Source organism: Mycolicibacterium komossense, assembly GCF_025822605.1.
GTDB lineage: Bacteria > Actinomycetota > Actinomycetes > Mycobacteriales > Mycobacteriaceae > Mycobacterium > Mycobacterium komossense.
The window spans coordinates 41,358-56,455 of record NZ_JACKTY010000021.1 but is presented as its reverse complement, the minus strand read 5'-3'; the positions used below and the strand labels follow the sequence as shown (position 1 = coordinate 56,455).

Here is a 15,098-nt window from a genome sequence, read left to right as displayed (position 1 = left end):
GGAGTAACGATGCTCGACCTCAAGATCACCGGCGGAACTGTCGTCGACGGCACCGGCAAAGAACGCTTCCAGGCCGATATCGGCGTCAAGGACGGTCGCATCGTCGAGGTACGCCGCCGCGGCGATACGGGGCCGGGGATAGAAACGGACGCCGTCGAGACCCTCGATGCAACGGGCCGGATCGTCGCACCCGGATTCGTGGACGTGCACACGCATTACGACGGCCAGGTCAGCTGGGACGAGACGCTCGAGCCCTCCAGCATGCACGGCGTGACCACCGTGGTCAGCGGCAACTGCGGCGTCGGTTTCGCACCCGTGCGCCCCGGTAAGGAACAGTGGCTGATCGAACTGATGGAAGGTGTCGAGGACATCCCGGGCAGTGCACTGGCCGAGGGCATCACCTGGCAGTGGGAAAGTTTCCCGCAGTATCTCGACGCCATCGAGAAGCGCCATCTCGCAGTCGATTACGGAACGCAGATCGCGCACGGGCCGGTACGCGGCTACGCCATGGGCGAACGTGGCGCCAACAACGAGGAAGCCACCGCCGACGATATCGCCGCCATGGCGCGGATCGTGCAGGAGGCCATCGAAGCGGGGGCGCTGGGCTTCTCCACCTCACGCACCGAGGCGCACCGGGCCATCGACGGGCAGGCGGTGCCAGGCACCTATGCGGCCGAGGCCGAGCTGTTCGGCCTCGGCCGGGCGATGGCTGCAGGCGGGCAGGCGGTTTTCGAAGTGGCCCCGCAGGGCACCGCGGGCGAGAGCCCCGCCGAAGCGTGCATGCGCGAAATGGAATGGATGGCAAAGCTTTCCGATGACATCAGCCTCCCGGTCTCGTTCACGTTGATCCAGGCCTCCCATGCCCCCGAGCTGTGGCGCCAGCAGCTCGACCGGGCCGAGAAGGCGCATGAGAACGGGATCGAGCTCTACGCACAGTTTGCCGCCCGCCCGTTCGGTATGCTGCTGGGCTTCCCGGGCTACCACGCCTTCACCCACCGCCCGACCTTCCGGCGGCTCAAGGCAGAACTCGGCCGCGAGGAACTGGCAGAGCAGCTGGCGAATCCTGCGGTCAAAGCCGCGATCCTGGCCGAGGAGGATGTGGCGCCTGCTCCCGGCGTGCTGCTCGACGGGCTGTTCGCGCTCGCGCAGTACAGCACCGACCGGCTCTATGCGATCGGCGATCCGCCGGATTACGAACCGACTCCGGACAAGACGGTGGCAGCCATCGCCACCGCCAGAGGCCAAGATCCGCTGTCCACCATGTACGACCTGATGCTGGAATCGAATGCCGGCGCCATGTTGATGCTGCCGTTCTTCAACTACGCAGAGGGTGACCACAGCGCGATCTACGAGATGATGCAGAGTCCCGCGGCGGTGTCGGGCCTGTCCGACGGCGGCGCGCACTGCGGTCTGATCTGCGACGCCTCCTACCCGACCTTCCTGCTGACCCACTGGGCAAGGGATCGCCATCGCGGGCCGAAGTTCTCGCTGGAATATGTGGTGCGTAAGCAAACTCTAGATACCGCAAAGCTTTTCGGGCTGTCGGACCGCGGTGTCATCCAAGTTGGCAAGCGGGCTGATCTCAATGTCATCGACATGGCCGCCCTGACTCTGGACGTACCCCGGATGGCTTACGACCTACCGGCCGGTGGCCGTCGGCTCATCCAAGGGGCCAGCGGGTATGACGCCACCGTGGTCAACGGGGTGGTGACCCGGCGCCACGGTGCCGACACCGGGGCCCGGCCGGGCCGGTTGCTGCGCGGCGTGCGCTAACGCTCACACACTCCAAGCCAACCGGAACTTCGCGGCCAGCTCATCGGGAGTGAGATCGCCGTAGTTGTCCTGCTCGTGGCGCCGGACCGTGACCAGCATGTCGACTACCGGATCACCGAGGATGCTCCGAATCAGATCGGAATCATCAAGGGCGGCGAGAATATCCGTCTGTTGATCGGGTAGTTGTACCGTAGCCGCCTCGGCGCGCTGCTGCACCGTCTGGGTGGCCGGGTCCACCGTGGTCTCGCTCGGCAGGGGCGCATTGCGCTCGATCCCGTCGAGGGCAAGCCCGAGGATGGCGGCCGTGGCGAGGTAGGGATTGGCCGACGGGTCGACGATCTTCACCTCGACGTTGGCGCCGTGCGGGTTGCCAGAGCCGCCAGCCAGGAAGCGAACCGCGGCTTCGCGATTCTCACTCCCCCAGCACACATACGCACCAGCCCAGTGCCCGGGCTGCATGCGCAGACCCGACAGGATCGAGCCGGACAGGACGCCCTGGGCAGCTGGCAGGCCTGCGAGTACACCGGCGATCGCGCTCGCCCCCTGCGGTGTCATTCCGTGCGGGCCGGACCCGCCGGAGAACACGGGGCTGCCGTCTCGAGTGAGCGAGAAGTGTTGATGTGCGCCGGAACCGACCGCCCCGGCGAACGGGACCGGGGACAGGCTGACCCGCAATCCGTGTTGGCGCGCCACCCGGCCGATGATGATGCGCATCAGCACCAGATGGTCGGCCGCGGCAACCGGCGTGCGGGGGCGCAGCGAGATCTCGAACTGGTTGAGGCCGTATTCGGGGTGGAACTGTTCGATGCCCACCCCGGCGGCGGTCGCCGCCGCCATCACATCGCGGGCGAAGTCCTCGTGCTCGAGCAGGCCCGCCAGTCCGTACTGGGCCCAGAGATTCGACGGCAACGCGGCGCCGTCAGGCCCGACCAGGACGAATTCGATCTCGTGGCCGATCCGCGCGGCCAGCCCGTGCTCAGCCAACCTGGCCTCGATCCGCGCCAGGGTGCCGCGGCTGCACATCGCAATCGGGTTACCCGCCTGATCGTAGAAAGATCCTGGCGCCCAGGCCATTCCGCCACCGAGGATGGCCAGGGCCGGAAGGTCGATGCGGATCCGCTCGTCGCCGACGACGCCGATATCGTCAGTGAACGCGATACCGGTCTGGTCGATGGTGAATCCGTGCCAGACCGGACTGGCGCCCAGCCCGGGGTCGGCGAAGGCGTTCACCCGACTGAAGGGCACGGTTTTGGCGTGGGTCAGACCGGACGGGCTGATTACGGTGCCGATGACGGCGATGACATCGTTAGCGTCAAGTGCTGCGGTGGCGGCTGTCATGCAGCCATCTTGCCCCGATTTCAGCGGGCGGGAATGGTGAGCTTGCAGGTCTGCCCGAGGTCCAGCGTGCGCAGCACTCGGCCCATGCCCACCCAGAGCGCGCACGACAACGCGAGATCGGCCAGCAGCTCGTCGGAGAACTGCGCCTTCGCGCGCTCCCAGAAGTCCTCGTCATCACGCAGTGCGGTGTGCTCGGTGCCGAAGCGGTGCGCGAACTCGGCGGCAATCCGTTCCTGCTCGCTGTAGCCCGGCCAGGTCCGCCACTCCGAAGCGTGGTCGTAGAGCTCCTCGTCGACACCCGCCGCGGGGCCGTCCTCGTCGCGGGTGTTAACGCAGACCGCGCACTCGTTGTCCTGCGCGATCACCATCCGCGCCAGTTCCCGAACCCGCATCGGCAGCCGGCCCTTGTCGTAGACCGCCTTCTGGAACTGGTAGAGGCCACCGCCGAGGTCGGGCGCTTTCACGAACCAGCCGGCGAGGTCATCGTCTGCGAAGTCTCCGATTCGACTCATGGCGCGATGCTACGCCCGGCCGGCTGCAATTGGAACACGTTCTAGTTTGCGGATGCGCGCGGCAGTGCCACCGTCCGGTCGGCGTCGTCATCCCAGTTGCGCTGCACCAGCATCCGATGCGCCACGCGCTCCAGAGCATTCTCGACCTCGAGGCGATCGGGGCCGGTCTCGAATTCCGTCGAGCGGCTGAGCTGTTGCATGATTCGCGCGACGACCAGCGACGACACGAAATCCACCTGGCGCAGGCCGCGGCCGGTAGGCCAGTATTCACTGCCGGTGCGGAACGCGTAGCCGGTGTCGACGAGTCGAACGAACGTAGGTTCGAGCACCTCGGCCGGTACCCGTAATCGGTCGGCGATATCTTCGACCCGCGCCGACCCTGTCGCCTGGACATACCGGTTGATCTGCATGAGTGCCCACAGGCGGGCGATATCGAGTTCGCAGCCCGGATAGCGGACGAAGTTACGCAGTCGAATGTCGGGATCGTCGCGGAACATCCGGCCGATCGACATCTCGAGGATTTTCTCCGGGGACTCGGTGGTGTGCATACCGAAGGCTTCGCCGAGGTCGACGGCGACGTTGTCCATCTCCTGCAGGGGAACTTCCTTGAGGAACAACGCGACGATGAACCCGACGACGGCGACGGGCACGGCACAGATGAAGACCGTGCCGAGCGAGTCGGCGTACGCGCTGACGATGGGCGCAGCCATCTCCGCGGAGAGCCGGTGCAGTGCCGCCGGTGAGTTCGTCGCTTCCGGAGGCGCACCACTGGCGGCCAGGGCCGGCCCCAGACGGTCGGCCAGGAAGTTGGAGAACAGCGAGCCGAAGATGGCCGCACCGAACGAACTGCCGATGGTGCGGAAGAAGGTCACCCCCGAGGTCGCGACGCCGAGATCCTCGAACCGCGCGGTGCTCTGCACGATGATGGTCAGCACCTGCATGCTCGAACCGATGCCGGTGCCGAGAATGAACAGATAGATCGACTGCTGCCAGGTCGGGGTGCCCGCATCCATCGTGGACAGCAGGAAGAAAGCCACCGCCATGATCGCGGTCCCGGCCACCGGAAAGATCTTGTACCGGCCGGTGCGGCCGACGATCTGTCCACTGCCGATCGAGGTGATGAGTAGCCCGGCCACCATCGGCAGGGTGCGTAAACCGGATTCCGTGGCCGAGACGCCGTCGACGAACTGCATGAAGGTGGGCATGAAAGTCAGGGCGCCCAGCATCGCGAACCCGACGATGAAGCCGAGCACACAGCACATCGTGAAGACTCGGTTGCGGAACAGCCGCATCGGCAGGATGGGCTGGCTGGCTTTCGTCTCGGCCCAGACGAACAGGCCGATGGAGACCAGTGACAGAACGAAGAGCCCGATGATCATCGGCGAGGTCCAGGCGTATTCGCCGCCGCCCCAGCTGGTGGCCAGGGTCAACCCGGATGCGCCGAGGCCGATGAACAGGATGCCCAAGTAGTCGATCGCCGGCTTGGTGGTGCTGCGGGCCAGGGCGGGGATGGCGACGGCGCTGACCAGGAGCACGACCAAGGCCACCGGCACGTTGATCCAGAAGGCCCAGCGCCAGGTCAGGTGGTCGGTGAAGAAGCCACCCAGGAGCGGGCCGATCACTGTCGTGACCCCGAAGACCGCACCGAGTGCGCCCTGGTATCGACCACGGTCGCGGAGCGGGATGACCTCGCCGATCACCGCGGTGGCGGTCACCATGATGGCGCCACCGCCGATGCCCTGCACCGCACGGGCCGCGACGAGCATGGTCATGGACTCGGCCAGCCCGCACAGCACCGACCCGGCCATGAAGAACCCGACGGCCACCTGGAAGACGACTTTGCGGCCGAACAGATCACCCAGCTTGCCGACGACGGCGGTCACGATCGTCGAGGCCAGCAGATAACTGGTGACAACCCAGGACTGGTGTCCGGCGCCACCGAGATCGGCGACCACGGTCGGCAACGCGGTGGCGACGATTGTCTGATCCAGCGCCGACAGCAGGATGCCGAGCAGCAGCGCGATGAAGATCAGGTTGCGCCGTTGGGGCGTGATCATCGCGCTGCCGGACTCGGGGTCCGCGGCTTTCACGGGGGCAGACTGGTTGCTCATAGGGGATTTATCGCCGAGGATCGCGAATTTGTTAGTCAGACTAGGAAAATCTTGGCGGACTGGCCCAGCGTCAGCGTCCGGGCCTGGTGATACTGCTCGAGAACCTGGGGAGTGGACTCGGCGGTGAAGGTCGCCACCCCCTCGAGCGGCCAGGCCGGTGGCTCGTCACTCTTGGTCAGCGCCCACGCCGCCTGCCGGGCGGCGCCGCGCGCCACGTACTCCCCTGGCGTTGGCACGTCGACGGGTCTACCCAGAACAGCCGGCGCTATAACGCGCACGGCCGCCGAGTGTGCGCCGCCGCCGACGAGTAGCACGCGCTCGACGTCCACACCCTGGTCGGCGATCTTGTCCAGGCAGTACGCCATCGAACTCAGCAGGCCTTCGACTGCAGCCCTGGCGACGTTGGCCGCCGTGAGGTTCGTCGTCGTCGTGCCCTGCAGGGCTCCCCGCGCGTCGGGCAGGTTGGGCGAGCGCTCGCCGTCGAAATACGGCACCCAGACCAGACCTTCAGACCCGGCCGGGGCCGACAGTGCCAGCTCGGCGAATCGGGAGAGATCGACGCCCAGCATCGCGGCGACGGCGGCGAGAACCGGCGCGCCATTGAGGGTGCACACCAGCGGAAGCTGTCGGCCCGTCGCATCGGCGAAGCCGGCGACGATACCGTCCGGATCGTGCGGTGCCGCCTCGCCGACGGCGCTGACCACCCCGGACGTCCCGAGCGACATCACGCAGTCACCGGATGCGGCACCCAATCCGAGCGCGGCCGACGCGTTATCGCCGGCCCCTGGACCGAGAATCGCGGCACCGCCGGCGAACTGGCCGCCGGCGTCGTGCGGCCCGAGCACCACCGGCAGTCGTGGCTGGCGGCCTCGCATCGCGAGCGTCAACAGATCGGTCCGATACTCGTCGGCCTCGGCCGAGTAGTAACAGGTGCCGCTGGCATCGCTACGGTCGGTGCGCAGGTCCGCGAGGTCGGAACTGCCGGACAACCGCCATGTCAGCCAGTCGTGCGGAAGACAGACCGCGGCCGTCCGATCGGCGTTGGCGGGCTCGTTGTCGGCCAGCCAGCGCAGCTTGGTGGCCGTCATCGAGGCAACTGGAACCACCCCGATCTCCTTGGCCCATCGGGCCGGGCCGCCGAGGTCGTCGATCAGCTCCTGTGCGGCGGTCGCCGAGCGAGTATCGTTCCATAGCAACGCATTTCGTACGACTGCACCGGATTCATCGAGGCAGACCATGCCGTGCTGCTGAGCCCCGACCGACACGGCGGCGACATCGTCGAGACCACCGACCCCGCCGATGGCCGTCTGCAATGCCTGCCACCAGGCCTGCGGATCCACTTCGGTACCGCCGGGATGCGGAGCCGACGCCGAGCGCACCACGTCACCGGTGTCCGCATCACAGACCAACACCTTGCAGGACTGGGTTGACGAGTCGATTCCGGCGACGAGGGTCATGCTGCCGAGGCTAGCCGCCAGAACCACCAGAACCGCCGCCCGGGGGCCGCGATACACACTGAGCCGAGTAGAGCTCGACGCCGAGGGTGTCCATCAACTGAAGCTGCGTCTCGAGGTAGTCGATATGACCTTCCTCGTCCTTGAGGATCGTCTCAAGGAGATTCGCACTGGTCGCGTCGCCCTTCTCGCGGCACATCATCACGCCGGGGCGAAGTCGGTTGAGCACTTCGTACTCGATAGCCAGGTCGGCTTCGAACTGCTCGCGAATCGTCTGGCCGACGCGCAGCGAAAAGAGCCGTTGATAGTTCGGCAGTCCATCGAGCAGCAGAATGCGATCGGTGATCCACTCCGCATGGTGCATTTCCTCGAAGGATTCTTTGCGCGTGTGCTCGGCGAGCTCGGTGAAACCCCAGTTGTCCTGCATCTTGGAATGCAGGAAATACTGGTTGATCGCGGTGAGCTCGCTCGTCAGTTGCTCATTGAGCAGCTTGAGAACATCTGGATCGCCTTGCATCGGATCTCCTCGACAGGTGGGGCTGGCACCGTTCGGCACCCACGGTGCGCGGGGCTGTGCGCGCGCCGTTCAGCGACAAACCTAGCCGAGTTCGCAGCGCAGAGCACGCAGAAATGCCGGTGGAAATGGCGCCTACCAGGGGATTTACCATAGGCACACCTAACCAAGGTTCCCCTAACAATCTGCCCGCACTTAGGTTAGACTCCACTAATATGTACGTCTGCCTGTGCACCGGAGCGACCAGCCACGTGGTGGCTGATGCGGTGGCCAACGGGGCGTGTACCTCTAAAGAGGTCGCCATCGCCTGTGGCGCCGGCACCGACTGCGGACGCTGCCGGCACACCGTGCGATCGATCATCGAGTCCTATTTCAAGGCCAGGACTCCTGTCCCGGTGAGCTAGCCGGGTTAGCTCTCTTTCCCCTTGTTGAATTCTGCGAGTGCGTCGGCGTTGGCCGCGGCTCCCATCAATTCGGCAAAACACGCGTTCTCCCGCGCACGCGCGGCATCGACACCCGCCAGGACCGGTGCCACCATCGTGCTCTTGACGGCCATCAGCGACGAGATCGGCCGAGATGCGAGCACGTCGGCGTGCTTGCGGGCCTGCACCAGCAGCTCATCTGGTTCGCACACCTTCCAGACCAGGCCCATGCGCAGGGCTTCGTCGGCGTCCACCCATTCCGAGGACATCAGCAGCCAGGCCGCGTTCTGGCGGCCGATCAGTTGCGGCAGCAGATAGGACGACGCCGCCTCCGGGGCGACCCCGAGGCTGGTGAACGGACACTTCAGCCGGGCCGTGGTGGACATGAATGACAGGTCAGCGAAGCCGAGAATCGTTGTGCCGATTCCGATTCCGAGACCGTTCACAGCACAGATCAAGGGCTTCGGGAACGCGGTCAGCGCATCGATGAGCCCCATGAAGCCGTGCTCCCCCGGCGTGAAGCCGGGGTCGGTGATCCTGGCCTGCATCTCCGCCAGATCGGTGCCGGCGCTGAAAGCGCGACCCGTCCCGGTGATCAGCACGACCGCGACCTCGGGATCGTCGGCGGCCTCGCGCAGCGCGACTGTGGTCGCGTCGTAGAGGGCTTCGTCGAAGGCGTTGAGGGCTTCGGGCCGGTTGAGGGTGAGCGTGCGCACCCGGTTCTCGTCGGCGATGTCGAGAGTCACCCGCCCAGACTATGAACAGTTATGAATTGCTGTACACCCGGGTGGGCGTGACGAATACCAGCGTGCGGCCCTGAGCTGCCATCACCCTGTCGTACTCGTCCCAATCGTCATGGGTGCCACCGGCTGCGGTGAACACCTCGCGTAGCAGCAGCCGCAGTTGGTCTGCACCCACCAGCCACTCCGCCGGATCATCGGGGCCGGCGAGTTCCGCCGGGCCTTCGACGGTCGCCCACTGCCAACCGTTGCGGAAAGTGGCAGCCAGGTTGGGCCGCGCCCGCAGGTTCGCCAGCTTGACCTTGCCGTAGGTGACGAACCCCAGCACCTGCTCACCCGTTGCGGGGTGGGCGATCACGCCGGCGTTCACCAGCGAGGCCTGCACCGTGCCGTCTGCGCGCACCGTCGAGATCACCACCAGCCCACTGTCGTCTTTGGCCAGCGCGACGGCGTCGTCCAGGGTGGTCATGACGCGAAGGGTGAGCGTAGGACGTAGCGGCTGGTGGGCACGGTGTCGACGTTTTCGTTGGCGCCGAAGGCCGCCGTGCTCGCCACCATCTTGCCGATCCGCGTCGTGAGGTCGGCGTCGTCAGCGGCACCGAAGAACGCGGAGATATCGGAGACGGCCTCGGCCGGGAACAGCTCCTCGACGATCGCAGCCAGGGTGGGCGCCTGCGGTGTCAGCGGTCGCACCACCGCGTTCTGGATGTACCCGAACGTCGCCTGGGTGTCGATGGCCACCGAAGTGTGGTCGAGCTGCCATCGGCGCCGCCAGGTTTCCTCGGTCAAGGTGTCCGGTCTACGCAGCAGTGCGACGTTCGCCATCCCCGTCGTCCGCTCGCCAGGTTCGGTCCGCGGTGGGGCCAGCGGAACGGATTCGGTGACCAGGTAGGCGAACACGTCGTCGCACTCCTTTTCCAGCAACGCGATGGCGGCCGTCACCTGGTCGCCGTAGGACTGCTGGGTCCACAGGCTGACGAATCCGCTCACCGGGGGATCCAGCGTCGTCAGCGTCATCAACGATTCCCGCACCGCGTCGTCCTTGACGTTGATCGTCAGTCCCGGCAGATCCAGGTCGAGCAGTTCCTGTGCAAGCGGACCGCGCACCCGGGCACACCATTGTTCTTGGGGTTCATCGCCCCTTGTGCTGCGCAACGCCAGGATCACCTTCTCCATGACGTGAACTTACCGCGCCCTGTGTGGCCATAATGACTGCATGATCAAGGGCCTCGCCCTGCGGCTGTCCTGGCCGTATGTCGGCGAGGTGGCCAGGAGCCTGTTGGGCGTGGTGCTGGCGGTCGCGGTGGCGCTGCATTGGGGGTCGGCGCCGGCGGCGATCGCTGCGGGCGGCAGCGCTGCGATAGCGGGTGCGACCGCGCTGCAGGACGGTACTCGCAGCCGAATCCAGCTGGTGGTCGCGGTGTCCCTGGCCATGGGTGCCGCGGCTTTTCTCGGTGCCCTCAGTGCGCCGCACGCTCCGATTTTCGTTGTGGTGGTTGGACTTTGGTGTCTTATCGCCGGCCTGGTGTGGACGTTGGGGTCGAATGCCGGCCTGGTCGCCGCCGCTGCCGCCGCACTGCTGGTCACCTCGTCCGCTGTCGCGCAACCCTTCGCGGACGTGGTCACGACGACCGTCCTCACGGTGACAGGCGGGCTGACGCAGGCGGTCCTGGTGGCCGCGTGGCCGCGGCAGCGGTGGCAGATTCAGCGCCTGGCGCTGACGAACGCCTACCGCTCGGTGGCCCGCCATGCGCGGCTGCTCGCCACCGAACCCGTCGACGCCGCAGGGTCTGCTCTGTCCTTCGACCCGACTCCGCTGATCTCGTTGCGGGATGCGTTCACCGGTTCCGATCGTCAGGCCCGCCGTCGACCGCCTGCCTTTCGGGGGCTGTACGGCTTACCGGAACGGATCGCCATGACGCTGGCCGCGCTCGGGCCGTCGGCGGGCACCCCGGAGGTGGCGGCGGTCCTGGCGGCCGCCGCAGACGTACTCGACGGCATCGCCGGGTCGGGGCGCGGGGCACACGATGTCGCACAGCGGGAGCTGCTCCGCCTCGACACTGCCGTCGCCGCAATCACCGGATCCCCGGCTGCCGCGGGCCGGCGGCTGCAGACCCAACTCTGGGAAGCGGCGACGCTCCGGTTCACCGGCTCCGCCGTGCCGGCCGGGACCGTGCAGGAACTTCGTCGGCCACCGGTCTCGGAATTGGCTGCCGCGGCCCGGGCAACGCTGCTGACGAACCTGGATTGGGAGTCGCCGATCCTGCGGCATGCGGTCCGGCTGGCGGCGGCCGCGGCGATCGGGACCGCCGCGGCCAGGGGCACCGGGATGTCACATGGTTACTGGATCGCCTTGACCGTGGTGATGGTGCTCCGGCCGGAGACGGCACACACCTATACCCGGTGCATCACCAGGATTGCCGGAAACGCCGTCGGGGTCACGGTCGCGACGGGGATCACGGCCGTGCTGCATCCCTCGGGCGTGGTGTCCGCGCTGCTCGCGGTGGCGTTCGTCGGGATCGCCTACGCGGTGTCCGGCATCGGGTACGCGGCCCTGAGCGCCGCGCTGGCCGCCGCCATCGTGTTCCTGCTCGACATCTCCGGCGCCGCCGACAGTGCGACGATCAAGGAGCTCCTGATCGCCACGGTGATCGGCGGAGCGCTGGCCGTGGCGAGTCATCTGCTGCTGCCCGATCGCTCCCTGATCCGGCTACGGCAACGCGCGGGCGAATTACTCAAGGCCGAAATCGATTATGCAGCAGCGGTGCTGCGGGCCTTCGTCCATCCTCTGCATGATGCGGCGGAGCTCGACGCCACGCTCACCGGGGCCTGGCAACGGGCAACCAGGGCACGGTCGGCATTCGAGGCCGCCAGCGGTAGCGTGCGCGCCGAGGCGCCGGAGGTCCGGCGCTGGCTGATGACGTATCGCGGCGCACTCAACGCGGTGACGGGCGCCTGCGCGACGCTGGAATCGCACCTGCCGACCCCCGACGTCGCAGTCGACCGCAGATTCGTCGTCGCCGTCGACGACTACGTGGACTCGTTGCGCGGCGACCTGCCCTCGGCAGGCCAGCCGTGGACGGTCGACGCCGCGCACCTGACGGAGGCGGACCAACAACTCAAGCAGGCGGCGGCTCTGCTGGCGATCGATAACGCTGGTCAGCGCGTGCTGGTCGCCGAGGTTGCCACCATCACCCGACATCTCCTGGCGATCGCCCCTCCAGTAGGATTCACCCGCGTAGGGTGACCACCGTTACGTCTCCAGAAATGAGGGATCATGGCACCCGAAAAGCACCTGGCGCGGGAACAACTCCCCATCCCGGATGTCAAGCATGTCGGGCTCACCACCTATGACGCCAAGGATCCCAACACCAGCTATCCGCCCATCAGAGAACTGCGGCCACCCAAAGGTGCCCCCAACGTGCTGATCGTGCTGATCGACGATGTCGGCTTCGGTGCGTCGTCGGCCTTCGGCGGGCCGTGCAACACCCCGGTCGCCGAACGCCTGGCCGCTAATGGTCTCAAGCTCAACAGGTTTCACACCACCGCGCTGTGCTCCCCCACCCGGCAGGCGATGCTGACCGGACGTAACCATCATTCTGTCGGCATGGGAGCGATCACCGAGATGGCGACGTCTGCGCCGGGCAACAACAGCATCAGACCGAAGGACAAGGCGCCGATCGCCGAAACCCTGAAGCTGAACGGGTATTCGACCGCACAGTTCGGCAAGTGTCATGAGGTACCCGGCTGGGAGGTGACGCCAGTCGGGCCGTTTCACCAATGGCCTACCGGTTCCGGCTTCGAACATTTCTACGGCTTCGTCGGCGGCGAGGCCAACCAGTACTACCCCGGCCTGTATGAGGGCACCACGGCGGTGGAGCCGCCGAAGTCCCCAGAGGAGGGCTACTCGCTCACCGAGGATCTGGCCGACCGCGCCATCACCTGGGTACGCCAACAGAAGGCGCTGATGCCGGACAAGCCGTTCTTCATGTATTTCGCACCGGGTGCCACCCATGCCCCGCACCAGGTGTCGAAGGAATGGTCGGACAAGTACCGGGGCAGGTTCGACGACGGCTGGGATGCCCTGCGCGAGCGCACGATCGAAGCGCAGAAGAAGCTCGGAGTGGTTCCGCAGGACGCCGAACTCACCAGACGCCACGACGAGATCCCCGCGTGGGACGACATGCCAGACGAGCTCAAACCCGTGCTGGCGCGGCAGATGGAGATCTACGCGGGCTTCCTGGAGCAGACCGACCATGAGATCGGCCGAGTGGTCGATGCCATCGACGACCTCGGATTTCTCGACGACACCCTGATCTACTACATCATCGGCGACAACGGCGCCTCGGCCGAGGGCACCCTCAACGGCTGCTTCAACGAGATGACGACGCTCAACGGTATGCCGGGGATCGAGACGCCGGAATTCCTGCTCTCGAAGATCGATGAGTTCGGCACACCCACCGCCTACAACCACTACGCGGTGGGCTGGGCGCACGGGTTATGCGCGCCGTATCAGTGGACCAAGCAGGTCGCGTCACATTGGGGCGGCACCCGTAACGGCACAATCGTGCACTGGCCCAATGGTTTTGCCGACAAGGGTGCGGTCCGAAGCCAGTTCCATCACGTCATCGACGTGGCGCCGACGATACTGGAGGCGGCCGGGCTGCCCGCGCCGACGTCGGTCAACGGCATCGCCCAGGCCCCGCTGGAGGGGGTCAGCATGATCGACACGTTGCGGGAGGCCGCGACGCCCGAATCGCACCACGTGCAGTACTTCGAGATGATGGGCAACCGCGGCATCTATTTCCAGGGCTGGACGGCGATGACCAAGCACCGGACCCCCTGGTCGGCGGACGCCCCGCCGCCGTTCGACGACGACGTCTGGGAACTTTACGGTCCAGACGACTGGACCCAGTCGCACAACCTCGTCGAGCAGCATCCCGAGAAACTGGCTGAGTTGCAACGGCTCTGGCTGATCGAGGCAGTCAAGTACAACGTCGTTCCGCTCGACGATCGCGGCTTCGAACGGATCAATCCCGATATCGCGGGCCGGCCGCAGCTCATCCGGGGCAACACCCAACTGTTGTTCTCCGGTATGCGGGTCAGTGAGTGGTGTGTGCTCACGCTGAAGAACAAGTCCTATTCGGTGACGGCCAATCTCGTCGTACCCGAAGGCGGCGCCAACGGCGTGATCATCACCCAGGGCGGCAGCGTAGGCGGGTGGTCGCTGTACGCGCACGACGGAAAACTGAAGTACTGCTTCAACTTCTTCGGCATCGAGCACTACATCACGACTGCGGACCGACCGATCCCGGCCGGGAAACATCAGGTGCGAATGGAGTTCGCCTATGACGGCGGCGGACTGGCAAAGGGCGGCGACGTCACGCTCTACTACGACGGTGAAGCAGTCGGCACCGGTCGCGTCGAGCAGACCATCCCGATGGGCTACTCGGCCGACGAAGCGTGTGACGTCGGCTCCGATACCGGCTCGCCCGCGTCACCGGACTACGGCCCGACGGGCAACCGCTTCACCGGCGAGATCGAATGGGTGCAGCTCGATATCGGAGAGGACAACCACGACCACCTGATCACCGCCGAAGACCGGTACAACCTGGCGATGGCGCGGCAGTAGTCACTCCTGCGGAGCAGGTCCGACGAGCAGCTGGGTCACCACCGGCGCCATCCACAGCGCCAGCTCGTCATGGTCGATCTCCGCGACGGCGGGGTTACGGATCACATAGCGGGTGGTGGCCAACCCGATGATGAAGGCTCCGAACAGTCCGGCGCGTTGGAGGTGGTGATCCGGCGCGATGGCCATCAGCGATGGCGCGATCTGGGTGGCGAACACCCGCCGCATCGCGTCGGCGGCCACCGGGCTCGTCATCGCCGCGCGCAACAAGGCCACGAACGTGCTGTCGTACTCCCAGACCGCGAAGAACCGGGGTAACAGCGCTTCGGCGAGCCGTTCGGGCTCGACTTTGGTCAGATCGGGCAGGTCGATGGAGAACTCCGCGGCCGCCGCGAACAGGTCCTGTTTACTGCCGAAGTACCGAATCACCAGGGCCGCATCGACACCGACATCGCCGGCGACGGCGCGCAACGTGGTTCGTTCGTATCCCTCGGCGCCGAACCGTTCTCGGGCGGCAGCGAGGATGTCCGCGCGGGTGCCCTCGGCATTGCGGGCACGGGTGGTCGCCATCAGGTCACCGTACGCATGCCGTCACGGTGGTGACA

At 66.4% G+C, this 15,098-nt stretch carries 13 protein-coding genes; 4 read left to right on the top strand and 9 right to left on the bottom strand.

Going from position 1 to position 15,098, the window contains the following annotated elements; genetic code table 11:
• Positions 1-9 precede the first annotated feature (9 nt).
• Positions 10-1,773 (top strand): N-acyl-D-amino-acid deacylase family protein, encoded by a 1,764-nt coding sequence (locus H7J73_RS09910; protein ID WP_264067173.1) that lies wholly within the window; start codon positions 10-12, stop codon positions 1,771-1,773.
• Between the two features lie 3 nt (positions 1,774-1,776).
• Here H7J73_RS09910 and H7J73_RS09905 read toward each other — a convergent pair whose 3' ends face one another.
• The 5 genes from H7J73_RS09905 to bfr are packed head-to-tail and all read right to left on the bottom strand — an operon-like array spanning position 1,777 to position 7,705.
• Positions 1,777-3,111: a type I glutamate--ammonia ligase gene (locus tag H7J73_RS09905; RefSeq protein ID WP_264067172.1), complete on the bottom strand. Its 1,335-nt coding sequence runs from the start codon at positions 3,109-3,111 to the stop codon at positions 1,777-1,779.
• A 20-nt stretch (positions 3,112-3,131) separates the two neighbouring features.
• Entirely contained in the window at positions 3,132-3,623 is a 492-nt protein-coding gene (locus H7J73_RS09900) for a carboxymuconolactone decarboxylase family protein (protein WP_264067171.1), read from the bottom strand.
• Between the two features lie 41 nt (positions 3,624-3,664).
• Positions 3,665-5,734: an MDR family MFS transporter gene (locus H7J73_RS09895; protein ID WP_264067170.1), complete on the bottom strand. Its 2,070-nt coding sequence runs from the start codon at positions 5,732-5,734 to the stop codon at positions 3,665-3,667.
• A gap of 35 nt (positions 5,735-5,769) precedes the next feature.
• Complete coding sequence (xylB, locus tag H7J73_RS09890) at positions 5,770-7,191, bottom strand: xylulokinase (RefSeq protein ID WP_264067169.1); 1,422 nt, start codon at positions 7,189-7,191, stop codon at positions 5,770-5,772.
• A gap of 10 nt (positions 7,192-7,201) precedes the next feature.
• A complete protein-coding gene (gene bfr / locus H7J73_RS09885) occupies positions 7,202-7,705 on the bottom strand; it encodes a bacterioferritin (RefSeq protein ID WP_264067213.1) in 504 nt (167 codons plus the stop codon).
• A gap of 212 nt (positions 7,706-7,917) precedes the next feature.
• On the opposite strand from bfr, the gene H7J73_RS09880 reads away from it, so the two are divergent.
• A complete protein-coding gene (locus tag H7J73_RS09880; protein WP_264067168.1) occupies positions 7,918-8,106 on the top strand; it encodes a (2Fe-2S)-binding protein in 189 nt (62 codons plus the stop codon).
• Positions 8,107-8,111: 5 nt separating this feature from the next.
• On the opposite strand, the gene H7J73_RS09875 is transcribed toward H7J73_RS09880, so the two are convergent.
• The 3 genes from H7J73_RS09875 to H7J73_RS09865 are packed head-to-tail and all read right to left on the bottom strand — an operon-like array spanning position 8,112 to position 10,040.
• Positions 8,112-8,870, bottom strand: coding sequence for an enoyl-CoA hydratase/isomerase family protein (locus tag H7J73_RS09875; RefSeq protein ID WP_264067167.1), 759 nt, complete (start codon positions 8,868-8,870; stop codon positions 8,112-8,114).
• Between the two features lie 19 nt (positions 8,871-8,889).
• Positions 8,890-9,333: a TIGR03618 family F420-dependent PPOX class oxidoreductase gene (locus H7J73_RS09870; protein ID WP_264067166.1), complete on the bottom strand. Its 444-nt coding sequence runs from the start codon at positions 9,331-9,333 to the stop codon at positions 8,890-8,892.
• A complete protein-coding gene (locus tag H7J73_RS09865; protein ID WP_264067165.1) occupies positions 9,330-10,040 on the bottom strand; it encodes an EthD domain-containing protein in 711 nt (236 codons plus the stop codon). Before H7J73_RS09865 ends, H7J73_RS09870 begins: the two co-directional genes overlap by 4 nt.
• Positions 10,041-10,080: 40 nt before the next feature.
• Between H7J73_RS09865 and H7J73_RS09860 the strand changes: the two genes are divergently transcribed.
• Both H7J73_RS09860 and H7J73_RS09855 read left to right on the top strand, forming a co-directional pair.
• Positions 10,081-12,111, top strand: coding sequence for an FUSC family protein (locus H7J73_RS09860; RefSeq protein ID WP_264067164.1), 2,031 nt, complete (start codon positions 10,081-10,083; stop codon positions 12,109-12,111).
• A gap of 30 nt (positions 12,112-12,141) precedes the next feature.
• Positions 12,142-14,496 carry an arylsulfatase gene (locus tag H7J73_RS09855; protein ID WP_264067163.1) on the top strand — a complete coding sequence of 785 codons (2,355 nt, stop codon included), beginning with the start codon at positions 12,142-12,144 and terminating at the stop codon, positions 14,494-14,496.
• Here the strand turns inward: H7J73_RS09855 and H7J73_RS09850 are convergent, their stop codons facing one another.
• Positions 14,497-15,063 carry a TetR/AcrR family transcriptional regulator gene (locus H7J73_RS09850; RefSeq protein WP_264067162.1) on the bottom strand — a complete coding sequence of 189 codons (567 nt, stop codon included), beginning with the start codon at positions 15,061-15,063 and terminating at the stop codon, positions 14,497-14,499. It abuts the gene before it with no gap.
• Positions 15,064-15,098: the final 35 nt, after the last annotated feature.

What these genes read in the sequence shown, in the direction of transcription:
- H7J73_RS09910 (WP_264067173.1), top strand. Translation starts at nt 10, where the DNA reads ATGCTCGACCTCAAGATCACCGGCGGAACTGTCGTCGACGGCACCGGC.
- H7J73_RS09905 (WP_264067172.1), bottom strand. Translation starts at nt 3,111, where the DNA reads ATGACAGCCGCCACCGCAGCACTTGACGCTAACGATGTCATCGCCGTC.
- H7J73_RS09900 (WP_264067171.1), bottom strand. Translation starts at nt 3,623, where the DNA reads ATGAGTCGAATCGGAGACTTCGCAGACGATGACCTCGCCGGCTGGTTC.
- H7J73_RS09895 (WP_264067170.1), bottom strand. Translation starts at nt 5,734, where the DNA reads ATGAGCAACCAGTCTGCCCCCGTGAAAGCCGCGGACCCCGAGTCCGGC.
- xylB (WP_264067169.1), bottom strand. Translation starts at nt 7,191, where the DNA reads ATGACCCTCGTCGCCGGAATCGACTCGTCAACCCAGTCCTGCAAGGTG.
- bfr (WP_264067213.1), bottom strand. Translation starts at nt 7,705, where the DNA reads ATGCAAGGCGATCCAGATGTTCTCAAGCTGCTCAATGAGCAACTGACG.
- H7J73_RS09880 (WP_264067168.1), top strand. Translation starts at nt 7,918, where the DNA reads ATGTACGTCTGCCTGTGCACCGGAGCGACCAGCCACGTGGTGGCTGAT.
- H7J73_RS09870 (WP_264067166.1), bottom strand. Translation starts at nt 9,333, where the DNA reads ATGACCACCCTGGACGACGCCGTCGCGCTGGCCAAAGACGACAGTGGG.
- H7J73_RS09865 (WP_264067165.1), bottom strand. Translation starts at nt 10,040, where the DNA reads ATGGAGAAGGTGATCCTGGCGTTGCGCAGCACAAGGGGCGATGAACCC.
- H7J73_RS09860 (WP_264067164.1), top strand. Translation starts at nt 10,081, where the DNA reads ATGATCAAGGGCCTCGCCCTGCGGCTGTCCTGGCCGTATGTCGGCGAG.
- H7J73_RS09855 (WP_264067163.1), top strand. Translation starts at nt 12,142, where the DNA reads ATGGCACCCGAAAAGCACCTGGCGCGGGAACAACTCCCCATCCCGGAT.
- H7J73_RS09850 (WP_264067162.1), bottom strand. Translation starts at nt 15,063, where the DNA reads ATGGCGACCACCCGTGCCCGCAATGCCGAGGGCACCCGCGCGGACATC.